Origin of the sequence: Methylocystis sp. SC2, assembly GCF_000304315.1 — a bacterium.
Classification (GTDB): domain Bacteria; phylum Pseudomonadota; class Alphaproteobacteria; order Rhizobiales; family Beijerinckiaceae; genus Methylocystis.
In genome coordinates, this window is sequence record NC_018485.1 from 3194442 (window position 1) to 3206788 (window position 12347).

Annotated in this window: 7 protein-coding genes; 5 read left to right on the top strand and 2 right to left on the bottom strand. The window is 64.5% G+C overall.

What is annotated here, in order from left to right:
• Nucleotides 1-18 precede the first annotated feature (18 nt).
• Nucleotides 19-2655, bottom strand: coding sequence for an aminopeptidase N (gene pepN / locus BN69_RS15470; protein ID WP_014892584.1), 2637 nt, complete (start codon nt 2653-2655; stop codon nt 19-21).
• A gap of 306 nt (nt 2656-2961) precedes the next feature.
• On the opposite strand from pepN, the gene BN69_RS15475 reads away from it, so the two are divergent.
• The 3 genes from BN69_RS15475 to BN69_RS15485 are packed head-to-tail and all read left to right on the top strand — an operon-like array spanning nt 2962 to nt 8654.
• Nucleotides 2962-4131, top strand: coding sequence for an efflux RND transporter periplasmic adaptor subunit (locus BN69_RS15475; RefSeq protein ID WP_014892585.1), 1170 nt, complete (start codon nt 2962-2964; stop codon nt 4129-4131).
• A 9-nt stretch (nt 4132-4140) separates the two neighbouring features.
• The gene (locus BN69_RS15480; protein WP_014892586.1) at nt 4141-7287 is read left to right on the top strand and encodes an efflux RND transporter permease subunit; all 3147 of its coding nucleotides are present in this window, start codon (nt 4141-4143) and stop codon (nt 7285-7287) included.
• On the top strand, nt 7284-8654 hold the full coding sequence (locus tag BN69_RS15485) for a TolC family protein (protein WP_014892587.1): 1371 nt from the start codon (nt 7284-7286) through the stop codon (nt 8652-8654). Before BN69_RS15480 ends, BN69_RS15485 begins: the two co-directional genes overlap by 4 nt.
• A gap of 122 nt (nt 8655-8776) precedes the next feature.
• On the opposite strand, the gene BN69_RS15490 is transcribed toward BN69_RS15485, so the two are convergent.
• A complete protein-coding gene (locus BN69_RS15490; RefSeq protein ID WP_014892588.1) occupies nt 8777-9655 on the bottom strand; it encodes an alpha/beta fold hydrolase in 879 nt (292 codons plus the stop codon).
• Nucleotides 9656-9828: 173 nt separating this feature from the next.
• Between BN69_RS15490 and BN69_RS15495 the strand changes: the two genes are divergently transcribed.
• Complete coding sequence (locus tag BN69_RS15495) at nt 9829-10794, top strand: acetyl-CoA carboxylase carboxyltransferase subunit alpha (RefSeq protein ID WP_014892589.1); 966 nt, start codon at nt 9829-9831, stop codon at nt 10792-10794.
• Between the two features lie 151 nt (nt 10795-10945).
• Nucleotides 10946-12190 (top strand): L,D-transpeptidase family protein, encoded by a 1245-nt coding sequence (locus tag BN69_RS15500; RefSeq protein ID WP_244434976.1) that lies wholly within the window; start codon nt 10946-10948, stop codon nt 12188-12190.
• The last annotated feature ends 157 nt before the right edge of the window (nt 12191-12347 follow it).

A 12347-nucleotide genomic window follows, 5' to 3' on the forward strand; every position in this document is an offset into this window, starting at 1 on the left:
GCGCCTCAGCCAAGCGCATCAGCCGAGCGCCCGCGTGGCGATGTCGCGCAAGTCCGCCGAAAGATTTTCCTGCGCGACGATATGCTTGAGCCGAGCTTCAATGAGGCCGCGGCGCCGCGACTCCATCGTGCGCCAGGACCGCAGCGCCGAGAGAAGCCGTGCGGACACCTGGGGATTCTTCGGATCGACTTCGAGAACCACGGCCGTCAGCAAATCATATCCTGATCCGTCGAGCGCATGAAAGCGCGTGAGATTGCCGTTCGCGAAGGCGCCGATCAAAGCGCGTACGCGGTTGGGGTTGCTCATCGAGAATTCCCGATGCGTCATCAGACCCAATACGCGCTGAGTGGTCGCCGCTTCCGGAATCATCGCCTGCAGCGAGAACCATTTGTCGATGACGAGCGCGTCTCCGGCATATTGGTCGTAGAACCGTGCGAAGGCCTCCTCGCGCGCATGGCCGCCCAGAAGCGCCAATGTCGCCAGCGCGGCGAGCTTGTCGGTCATATTCCCCGCGGCTTCAAACTGCGCCGTGGCCAAGGATCGGCCTTTTTCAGCGTCGCCCGCAGCCAGAAGATCGAGCGTCACGTTGCGCAAAGCGCGGCGTCCCGCGCTCGCGGCGTCGGGCGTAAAGGCGCCGGCGGCGGAAAAGCGCGCGTAGATCGCGTCGAGCTCTGAAGCGAGCGACCTGCCGATCTCCGCGCGCAACGCCATGCGGGCGTCGAAGAGCTGATCCGGGTCGACGTCGCTTCCCTTTTCGCGCGCAAGGTCGATGTCCGACGGCAGCGACAACGCCTGTGCGACCAGAGCCGGATCGTCCTCGGCCTTGGCGAGCAGCGTTCGCAGTGCTTCGCTCAGTCCTCGGGCTTCCAACGCGCCGGTTTCGAGCCGACCGAAGATCGCCCGCAAGGCGAGGCTTTGCGACGCCTGCCAGCGATTGAACGGATCGTCGTCACAGGCGAGCAGTCGTTCGAGATCCTCGCTCGTCGGCGCGGGCTCGAGGCGCACAGGCGCGGAAAAGCCGCGCAGCAGCGAGACCACGGGCCGTGACGGAATCTCGCGGAAACGGATGGCGCGCTCGGCGCGGTCGAGTTCGATCAGGCCACGGGCGAGTTCGGTCGGCGCGGCGTCTTCGCTGACGAGATCGAGCTTTTGCCCATTCTCGCCAAAGAGCGCCAGCGCCAGCGGAATGACGACGGGCTTCTTCTCGCTTTGGCCAGGCGTCGGGGGCGTCTGCTGACGCAGCTTCAAGGCGAACGTTCCGGCGGCGGGATCGTAGTCGCCTGACGTCGTCACCACAGGCGTTCCCGCCTGACTGTACCAAAGCGCAAAATGCGTCAGGTCGCGTCCGGATGCGGCGGCGAAGCAGGAGAGGAAATCTTCGATCGTCGCGGCCGTCCCGTCGAAGCGTTCGAAATAGAGATCCATGCCGCGGCGGAAGTTGTCTTCGCCGATCAACGTCCGCAACATGCGGATGATTTCAGCGCCCTTCTCGTAAACGGTCGACGTGTAGAAATTGTTGATTTCTTGATAGACGTCCGGACGCACGGGATGCGCGAGCGGACCGGCGTCTTCGGGAAATTGCGCGAGGCGCAGGCCGCGCACGTCGCCGATGCGCTCCACCGCGCGCGAACGCATGTCGGCGGAAAACTCCTGGTCGCGGAAAACCGTCAGCCCTTCCTTGAGGCAGAGCTGGAACCAGTCGCGGCAGGTGATGCGATTGCCCGTCCAATTGTGGAAATATTCATGCGCGATGACTCCTTCGATGCCGGCGTAATCGCCGTCGGTCGCGGTGTCGGGCGAGGCGAGCACATATTTGTCGTTGAAGATGTTGAGGCCCTTGTTCTCCATGGCGCCCATGTTGAAGTCCGAGACGGCGACGATGTTGAACACGTCGAGATCATATTCGCGGCCGAATTTCTCTTCGTCCCAGCGCATCGAGCGCTTCAGCGCGTCCATCGCATAGGCTGCGCGCGATTCCTTGCCATGTTCGACGTAGATGGCCAGTTCGACGCCACGGCCCGACATCGTCGTGAATCCGTCGCGCACAACGCCCAGATCGCCGCCCACGAGCGCGAACAGATAAGAGGGCTTCGGGAACGGATCGCGCCAGAGAGCGTAGTGGCGATTGCTTCCTGCGACGTCGCCATGCTCGACCGGATTGCCGTTCGACAGCAGGATCGGCGCTTCGCTTTTGTCGGCTTCGATGCGCGTGGTATAGACGCTGAGCACGTCGGGCCGGTCTAGGAAATAGGTGATGCGGCGAAAACCTTCCGCCTCGCACTGCGTGCAATAGGCCGAGCCGGAGCGATAGAGCCCGGAAAGCTGCGTATTGCCGCTCGGATTGAGCTCCGTGTCGATTTCCAGAGTGAAAGGCGCGTCGGGAATTTTGGCGAGAGTAAGGCGATCCTGCGTCGCCTCATATTCGCCGGGGCCGAGCGTGCGGCCGTCGAGCTTCACGCCCAGCAGCATCAACTCGTCGCCGTCGAGCACGAGTGGCGCTGAAGAATCCCCGGCTGGATTGCGGCGCAGCGCCAGTCGCGCGGAGACGCGGGTCTTGCTCGGATGCAGGCTGAAATCGAGTTCGACCGAATCGATCGCGAAATCCGCAGGACGGTAATCGGCCAGCCGAATGGCGGCGGTCGAAGGATGACGCATTGCGCTCCTCAGGGCTAGGGTGACGGTTTCTTGAATGATTATAGGACCTGCACGCTGATTTGCGACGGTCGGAGCGGCCGAAAACACGCACGCGCAAGCTATTTTTTCTGGAAAATCTCCGGCGAAGGGCCGAATTGCCTTGAGCCCGTCGCCGCGTCCGGGCAAGATAAACGTCATCGCGGCGCCGTAGGAATGCGGCGGCCGCTGTTGCGCGCGTCACTTCAGTGCGCACCGCTTCGCCTCTGGAACGCGTCCCGCTGCCCTCGACAGCGGAAGGCAGGCGGACGGCCTGTAAAGCGAAGGTTCATGATCACACACATGCGGCGGGCGCCTGCTCCTTTCTTTGGCCTTTGCATTCTCTCGGGCTTTTTCATTCTCGGCGGCCTTCTGAGCTTCAGCGCCCCACCAGCGCAAGCCGCCCCCGCCGAGACACAGAACCTGCAGCCGATCCTCGTCAAAATCAGCGAAGATCAGATGCGCGTCGCCGGCGTCGAGACTCAGCCCATCGAGCGGGAGTCGGGCATGGGCGAACTCGTCGTGCCGGGCGTCGTCGCCGTGCCGCCGCAACAGCTGCTGATCGTGGCGGCCCCCGCCGCCGGCCTGGTCGAGACTCTGCTCGTCGCAATCGACGAGGATGTCAAACAGGGCGCCCCGATCGCGACGCTGAAGTCGTCGGAGCTCATCGAGGCCCAGCGCGCCTTCCTGCACGCTGTCTCGGAGGCGAATCTCGCGGCCGAGAAGCTGCGGCGCGACGAGCAGCTGTTCAAGGAACATATCATCGCCGAGCGGCGGTTGATCGTCACGCGCGCCGAGGCGACTCAGGCGCGCTCGGCGCTGGATGAGCGCAGACAAATTCTGTCGCTGGCCGGCATGACCGATCAGGAGATCGATTCGCTTCAGCGCGAGCGCAAGCTGGCGAGCTCGCTCGTCGTGCGCGCGCCGGTCACCGGCACCGTCCTGCAGCGGCACGGCACGACGGGCGAACGCGTGCAGGCGTCGGCGCCGCTCATCACGATTGCGCGGCTCGACCCCATTTGGGTCAATCTGCAGGTGCCCCTTGGCCGCGCCGCTGCGCTCGACAACGTCGCCCGCGTGCATGTGCCCTTGGCGGGCATCGACGGCAGACTCATCCGCATCGGCCGCACCGTGGACGCGGCGACGCAGTCGGTCACGGCCGTCGCCGAATTTCGGACGGGAGCGAGTCCGCTGCGCCCTGGCCAAGCGGTCCAGGCGATCCTGCGCCTTAAAGGCGGCGGCGATACGCAGTGGCGGGTTTCCGCGGACGCTCTGGTGAACTTCAAAAATCACAATTGGGTGTTCGTGCGCTCGCCGGAAGGCTTTGTCGCGACCCCGGTGACGCTACTTTCCGAGACGCCGCAGTCCGCGTCCGTCCAGGGCGCGCTCAAGGCGGGCGAGCGCGTCGCGACCCGCGGCCTGCTGACCTTGCTGGCGGAACTCGCCGAGGCCGAAAGGTGATGATGCGCGATGCTTGAAAGACTGATCCGTGTCGCGCTCCAGCAGCGGCTGCTCGTCTTTCTCGGCGCGCTCGGCCTCGCCGCCTGGGGGGCCGTCAGCTATTTCAAACTGCCGATCGACGCATTCCCTGACGTCGCGCCGGTGCAGGTGCTGGTCGCGATGCGCGCCCCGGGCCTCACGCCAGAGGAGTTGGAGGCGCGCGTCACCGTCCCGATCGAGATCGCGGCGAAAGGCATTCCCAGCCTCGTTCGCATGCGCTCGACGACGCGTTATTCGGTGACGCTGATCACCTTCGAATTTTCCGAAGGGACCGACATCTATTGGGCGCGCGCGCAGGTCAACGAGCGTCTGGCGCAAGCGCAAAGCCAGTTGCCGGACGGCGTTTCCGGCGGCCTCGCGCCGATCGTCACGCCGCTTGGCGAGATGGTGATGTTCACCATCGTCGGCGGCGATCTCACGCCGACGGAGCAACGCACGCTGCTCGATTGGACGATACGCCCCGCCATCCGCGGCCTGCCCGGCGTCGCCGATCTCAACGTGCTCGGCGGCTTCGTGCGCACGTTTGAAGTCGCGCCTTCGCCTGCCGCGATGGCGTCTCGCGGCGTCACCGTGGAGATGCTCCAGTCGGCGCTCTCCAACAACAATAAGAATGACGGCGCGGGGCGCGTGCGCGATGGCGAGGAAGCGCTGCTGGTGCGCGCCGAAGGCCGCCTGCGGTCGCTCGATGAGATCCGATCCGTCGTCATCGCCGCGCGGGACACCGGCATCGTGCGCGTCGGCGACGTCGCCGACGTGCGCAACGGCGCGTTGCCACGCAACGGCGTTGTCGTGCGCAACGGCGAAGGCGAGGCGGTGTGGGGACTCGTTCTCGGCCTGCGCGGCGCGGACGCGCGCATGGTGGTTAATGGCGTGAAGGAGCGCCTGGCCGAAATCGAGCCGACGCTGCCGAACGGGGCCAAAATCGAAATCTTCTACGATCGCAGCGAATTGATCGGCAAAGCGGTATGGACCGTGCAGAAGGTGCTGATCGAGGCGATCGTCCTCGTCGTCATCTTGCTCGTCTTGTTCCTTGGCGATCTTCGCGCCGCGGTCGTCGTTTCGGTCATTTTGCCGCTCGCCGCGCTCTCGACATTTGGCGTCATGCGCTGGTGGGGCCTCTCGGCGAACATCATGTCGCTCGGCGGTCTGGCGATCGCGATCGGACTTCTGGTCGACTGCGCGGTCGTCGTCGTCGAAAACGTCGAACATCGCATGGCGCATGCGCATGACGTCAGCCTCTCCGACCGCATTTTCATGACTCTCGAAGCGACTCGCGAGGTCGCCGTCCCGCTCACGTCCGGCGTCATCATCATCGTCACGGTGTTCCTGCCGCTGCTGTCTCTCGAAGGACTCGAAGGTCGGCTGTTCGCGCCGGTGGCGCTGACCATCGCCTTTGCGCTCGGATCGGCGCTCCTGCTGTCCCTTACCGTCGTGCCGGCGCTCAGCGCGACGCTGCTGAAGCCGGGCCACGCCGACGAGCCGTGGCTGGTGCGCAAGATCGCCGCCGTCTACGAGCCCTTGCTCAAGCGCTCGCTCGACAAGCCCTTGATCGTCGGCGCCGCCGCCGTCATCGGCCTCGTCGTCGCCTTCACCGCCTATGCGGGCATCGGCCAGACCTTTATGCCGGTGATGAACGAAGGCACGCCCGTCATCACCATCCGCAAACATCCGACGATCAGCGTCAATATGGCCGCGGAGACCGACATGCGCATTCAGCGCGCGATCATGGAGCGGGTGCCGGAGGTCAAGGGCATGATGGCCCGGGCCGGCGCCGACGAACTCGGCATCGATCCGGTCGGCCTCAACGACACCGATAATTTCCTGACGCTGGCGCCGCAAAGCGAATGGCGCGGCAAGGATATAGATTGGCTGATGGGCGAGATTCGCGCCGTGCTCGACAGCATGCCGGGCATTTCCTACGCCTTTTCGCAGCCGATCGACATGCGCGTGCAGGAAATGATCATCGGCGCCCGCGGCGACGTCGTCGTCAAGATATTTGGCGATGATATCGATGAGCTCAATCGTCTCACGCGCGAGGTCGCGGCGACCTTGCGCAAGATCAGGGGGGCGCGCGACGTGTTTGGCCTGCAGAACGACGGCATGCGCTATCTCACGGCGCGCGTCGACCGGCTGGCCGCCGGGCGCTTTGGCCTCAACGCCGGCGAGATTCAGGACGCGCTGCGCGTATGGGTCGACGGTCAGCCGGTGGGCATCGTCCTCGAAGGGCCGATCCGCACGCCGCTCGTCATCCGCGGCTCTGAAGTCTCGCGCCGCTCGTCCGTCGACTTCGCGCGGCTGCCGATGGTTTCATCTGAAGGCAAAGTCGTCGAACTGTCGCAACTCGCCGACGTGCGCGTGGAGAACGGACCGATCCAGATCATTCGTGAGGAAGGCCGTCGCTTCGCCACGGTCCTCGCCAATGTGACGGGACGCGATCTTGTCGGATTCGTCGACGAGGCCAAGAAGGCCGTCGCCAAAAACGTAAAGACGCCGCCGGGATATCGCTATCAATGGGGCGGCCAATTCGAGAATCAGCAGCGCGCATCGGCGCGGCTCGCGATCGTCGTGCCGATCGCGATGGCGCTGATTTTCCTCTTGCTTTATCTAACCTTCAACTCGGTGCTGCAGGCGACGCTGGTGTTCTGCAATGTGCCCTTCGCGGCGATCGGCGGCATTTTGGGCCTGTGGCTGTCGGGAGAATTCATGTCAGTGCCCTCGTCGGTCGGCTTCATTGCGCTTGTCGGCATCGCCGTGCTCAACGGCGTCGTGCTCATCTCCTACATCAACAAGCTTGTGGCCGAAGGCACGCGCAGCACGCGCGAGGCGGTGTTGGAGGGCGCGCGTCGGCGCATGCGGCCCGTCTTGCTCACCGCGACCATCGCGGCCTTCGGCTTGATCCCGTTCCTGTTCGCGCATGGGCCCGGCGCCGAGATCCAGCGCCCGCTCGCCATCGTCGTCATCGGGGGGCTGATCTCGGCCACGGTGTTGACCTTGATCCTGCTGCCGATTCTTTACGATCGCACCGCCAATCTCGGCTTGGTCATTCGTCAGAAGTTCCGCGCGCGCGCGATGCGGCGACCAGCGCCAATGCGTGCGCGCGAGGACGCGCGCGCATGAGGATGGGCGCGGTCTACACGGCGTTTTTCTTGGTTGCGTTCGCTTCGCCTTTCGAGACGCGAGTCTTTGCGCAGGAGCAGGGCGAGCCGGCGGAGATGCAGATCAAAGCGTCTGTCAAAGCTGCGCCCAAGAAACCGCCCGCGACATCGCCCAAGAAAGCCCGTGTTCGGGCGCCGGCCAGGCGAAGCGGCGGCGTGTTGGCGAAACACCTTGAGATGGCCGTCCTGGTCGATGCGCAGAGCCGTTCGCTCGAGGCGCAGTTTCGCGCCATATCGGCGCGCTACGCGACGGCCAATTCGATCACCCCCGGATCGCCTTATTTCGCGGGCTATCAGCGTAACGCCGCCGCCGGCAATTTACGCAACTACAATGAAACCGAAATCGAGGCCGGCATGCCCTTGTGGTTGCCCGGACAGCGGGACGCCTTCGCGGGCACGGTGTCCACCGGTCTCGTCGAGGTTGAAGAGCGGCTGGCGCTTCGCCGACTGGAAGTCGCCGGCGTTTTGCGCGACGCATGGTGGAACGCGCAGCGCGCGGCGCGGGAAGTTTCCGTCGCACGCAATCGCGTCGCCACCGCGCGCGACATCGGCGCCGATATGACTCGCCGCGTGGAGCTTGGCGACGCCGCCCAGACCGATGCGCTGCTGGCGAAGAATGAAACGCTCGCCGCCGAAACGGAGCTGGCGCAGTCCGAGGGCGCGGTGAAAGTCGCGCGGATCACCTACATGGCCTTGACCGGCGGCGCGCCGCCTGATGGCGCGCTGGAGTCGGTCCGGCCGCCCATCGACATTGAGGATCACCCGGCGCTGCGCACGCCTCTCGCGGCGCTGGCGCGCGCGCGCGCCCAGGTGGAGCTTGTCGATGCGACGCCGATCGACAGCCCCGAGATCGGTATTTTCGGGCGGCAGGAACATAATGATCAATATGCGACCGACCGATCGCTCGATCCGTCTGAACGTATCACCAACCAACGCACCGATGCGACGACAGTTGGCGTCCGCTTACGCATTCCACTGCCGACCGCCGGACGAAATGAGCCGAGGCGCGCCGAGGCGCTCGCCGAGATGGATCGCGCCACGGCCGAATATGAGCGCGCGAAGCGAGTCGTTTTTGCGGAAATAAAGGCGGCGCGCGAAGCGCTGGCGGCGGCGCAGCGCGCGGCGAAACTGGCCAACAGCCGTCTTACCGTCGCCAACGACCAGTTCGAACTGTCGCGCAGAGCCTTCAAACTGGGCGAGATCAGCGCCTTCGATCTTTACCGCGTGCGCCAAATTCAACTCGAAGCGCAGCGCATGGAGGCGAACGCCGAGATCAATGTCGGCGTCGCGATCTCACGGCTCAATCAAGCGCAAGGCTACGCCCCTTAGAGCGCTTCCCGATCACATGGAATCATGTGATCGATCAGGAATCGCTCAAAATAGAAATCTTGTTCTAGTCGAAAAAGCCTATCAACTTTTTCGGAACGTGCTCCATCGATCGGCTGTGCGATTTACGGACATTGGCGCACGAAGTCCGCGATGCGCGAAATCGTCGGCTGATCGAGCAGCAGCGGCGCATGGCCCTGGCCTTCGACCCAGGCCCGCTCCAGGCGCGGCGCGCGCCGCGCCATCTCGTCAAAGACTTCGGGCGAGAGAATGTCGGAGTTCGCGCCGCGAAGGGCGAGAATCGGAACATCGGACAAGGCGGCGAAGTCGTCCCAATATTCGGCGGGCGCGACGTCGGGCTCAACGCCATCGAGCGTATGCGACAGGTCGGGATCGTAGCGCAGCTGAACCTTGCCGTCTTTTTCGACGAAGGTCAGGCGCGCATAGTCCTCCCACTCCTGCGGCGAAACGCCTGAAAAATCGACGCCGGCGGTCATTCGCATCAGCGCGATCGCTTCGCGCATAGACGGAATGGGCGGCAGCTTGCCGACATAGCGCTTGATGCGCAGCAGGCCGGCATGCTCGATCTTCGGTCCGATGTCGTTGAGCACCGCGCCGCGCACGACGCCGGGCCGGCGCGCCGCGATGCGCATCGTGTGAAGGCCGCCGCGCGACGTCCCGATGAAGATCGCTTCCCCGACGCCCGCGTCGGCGAGTTGAGCCTTGATGTCGTCCTGTTCGACGTTGAAGTCGTAGCGTCGCCAGTCCTGATCCCAGTCAGATCCGCCGCGGCCACGATAGTCGAGGGCGAGAACCCTCCGGCCGTCGGCTTGCAACGTCCTGGCGACGCGGTCGAAATCATCGGCCGAGCGCGCCAGCCCCGGCAGGCAGGCGACCGGGAGCGCACCCCCGCCGCCCGGCGGCGCCGGATAGTCGAAATAATGCAAGCGGAGCCCGTCGGGCGCGTGAATGTAGCGGCTAAACGGTTCTTGCGCAGACGCCATGGAACGATCATTCCCGCATCGGAAATCTGCCCTGTCGACCGCGACATTGAAGCTCTAATTCGAAATTCGCAACCGCGCCGCCGGCGCTTTGTGTTCCTTGACTTCAAAGCCGGTTGCGGCGAGTTTGCCCGCGCCCGCGAGGCGACCCTCGCCTAAAGGAAAACGCCGCCGCAATGCGCTCCTATCTCGACTTCGAAAAGCCCGTCGCGGAACTCGAAACCAAGGTCGACGAACTGCGCGCGCTGGCCGAAAACGGAGAGGCCGTGTCGATCGGCGAGGAGCTCAGCAAGCTCCAGGCCAAAGCCGCGAAGGCGCTCGCGGATCTCTACGCCGGCCTGACGCCCTGGCAGAAGATTCAGGTCGCGCGGCACCCGCAGCGGCCTCACTTTTCTGACTATGTGCGGCAGCTTGTCGACGAGTTCACGCCGCTCGCCGGAGACAGGCTGTTCGGCGAGGACTTCGCGATCGTCGGCGGTTTCGGGCGGTTCCGCGGCGAGCCGATCTGCGTCATCGGCCAGGAGAAGGGCTCGGACACGTCGAGCCGTCTTCATCACAATTTCGGCATGGCGCGGCCGGAAGGCTATCGCAAGGCGGTCCGCCTGATGGAGCTCGCCGACCGTTTCGGCCTGCCGGTCGTCTCGCTTGTCGATACGGCTGGCGCTTTTCCGGGCATCGACGCCGAAGAGCGCGGGCAGGCCGAGGCGATCGCCCGCTCCACTGACGTATCGCTCATGCTCGGCGTGCCCAATGTCGCCGTGGTGGTGGGCGAGGGCGGGTCCGGCGGGGCGATCGCGATCGCCGCCGCCAACAAAGTGCTGATGCTTGAGCACTCGGTCTACACCGTCGCGTCGCCCGAAGCCTCGGCCTCGATCCTGTGGCGCGATTCCGCCAAGGCGCAAGAGGCGGCGACGAGCATGAAAATCACCGCGCAGGATCTCTTAAAGTTCGGCATCATCGACCTGATTGTGACGGAGCCGCCGGGCGGCGCCCATCGCGATCCTCAGGCGGCCATTGGCGCGGTCGGAGAGGCGCTCGCCAAGGAACTTGCCGGCCTGGCGAATTTGTCGCGCGAACAGCTGAGACAATTCCGCGCCGAGAAGTTTTTGGCCATGGGCCGGAAACTTGAAGAGAAGCGTTAACGTAAATTCCAGAAAATTGGCCTAAAAGCGCGCAGACGCGCGATTCTCCGCTGATTTGGACACGTTCTCGTCCCATTATTTGTTTTTTCTGATCAGGCGCGGCGGCTCGCTTCCGAGACCTTCGCGAGGCGCCTGCGCCGCCAGAGGGGACATGATGAAGACTCGAGGCATTGCGCCGGCGCTGGGGCTTGCCGTCCTCGCCGCCTTCGCGCTCTCGGCCTGCGAGCAGAGCGGTCTCGCGCATCGCTCGCTTGCGCCGATCCCCTCCGAGACCGTCGCGCTGATGGAGCAGGCCGGCACGACCAAGGAAGCGCCGATGCTGATCCGCGCCTACAAAAAGGAAGCGGAGCTCGAAATCTGGAAGATGCGGTCCGATGGCCGTTACGTCCATCTGAAGACCTTTCCGATGTGCCGCTGGTCGGGTCAGCTCGGACCCAAGCGTCGCCAGGGCGACCGCCAGGTGCCGGAAGGCTTTTACGCCATCGGCCCGGCGCAGATGAATCCGAACTCAAGCTACTATCTGTCGTTCAACGTCGGCTATCCGAACGCGCTCGACCGCGCCCTTGGCCACACCGGCGGCGACATCATGGTGCATGGCGCCTGCTCGTCGGCCGGATGCTTTTCGATGACGGACAAGCAGATCGCCGAGATCTACGCGATCGCCCGCTCGTCGCTCGCCGGCGGTCAACGCGCGATCCAGATGCAATCCTTCCCCTTCAAGATGACGGCGGAAAATCTCGCCAAGCATCGTCTCGACCCGAACATCGACTTCTGGAAGCAGCTCAAGGAAGGCTCCGATCATTTCGAAGTGACCTTGCAGGAGCCGCAGGTCGCCTTCTGCAACCGGCGTTACGTGTTCAACGCCGAGGGCGCCGCAAACCTCGATCCGAACGCCGCCTGTCCGCCGCTGAAGCAGGATCCGCAGATCGCCCAGGCGGTGGCCGAGAAGAGCGCCAAGGACCAAGCCAAGATCGCCCAGCTCGCGCAAAGCGGCGTGAAGCCGGTGCGGATCGTTTATCAGGACGGCGGTCAGCATCCGGCCTTTGCGTCGCGGATTCCAGAGGTCAGCCGCCCGGAGACGATCGTTCCGCCGACCGAAATCACCCTCGACGAGAAGCCGACCCGAGTCGCTGGCTCAGCCGCCGCCAAATCGCCAGCCGGGACCCTGGCCGGGGCGAAGACCGCCGACGAAAGCCGGCAGACCCGCGTCGTCGCAATGGCGCCGATGCGCAGCGACCACCGCGACCTCTCGGCGCTGGCAGCCTCGGACCCAAGCCCCACCAACAGCGTGAAAAAATTGGCGCGTCCTAACAAGGAAGCGGGAAACATTCCGACGCCGCCGGCCTCTATCGGCGTCAGGAAATCCGCCGCCGTTCATTCGACCAAATCGTTTTAACTCTCGGATCCTTCGAGCGAACTTGAAGCCGCGCCTTAGCGCGGCTTTCTTTTTGTCCAAGGCGCGACGGGCGGCTACTCGCTGAAGCTTCGCCGTGTAGCGAAAAATATCTTGACTCTTGTGCGGCGCAGCAATATAACAGTGCGACGCAGCGAGA

Coding starts and splice junctions, on each gene's coding strand:
- pepN (WP_014892584.1), bottom strand. CDS start 2,655: ATGCGTCATCCTTCGACCGCCGCCATTCGGCTGGCCGATTACCGTCCT.
- BN69_RS15475 (WP_014892585.1), top strand. CDS start 2,962: ATGATCACACACATGCGGCGGGCGCCTGCTCCTTTCTTTGGCCTTTGC.
- BN69_RS15480 (WP_014892586.1), top strand. CDS start 4,141: ATGCTTGAAAGACTGATCCGTGTCGCGCTCCAGCAGCGGCTGCTCGTC.
- BN69_RS15485 (WP_014892587.1), top strand. CDS start 7,284: ATGAGGATGGGCGCGGTCTACACGGCGTTTTTCTTGGTTGCGTTCGCT.
- BN69_RS15490 (WP_014892588.1), bottom strand. CDS start 9,655: ATGGCGTCTGCGCAAGAACCGTTTAGCCGCTACATTCACGCGCCCGAC.
- BN69_RS15495 (WP_014892589.1), top strand. CDS start 9,829: ATGCGCTCCTATCTCGACTTCGAAAAGCCCGTCGCGGAACTCGAAACC.
- BN69_RS15500 (WP_244434976.1), top strand. CDS start 10,946: ATGATGAAGACTCGAGGCATTGCGCCGGCGCTGGGGCTTGCCGTCCTC.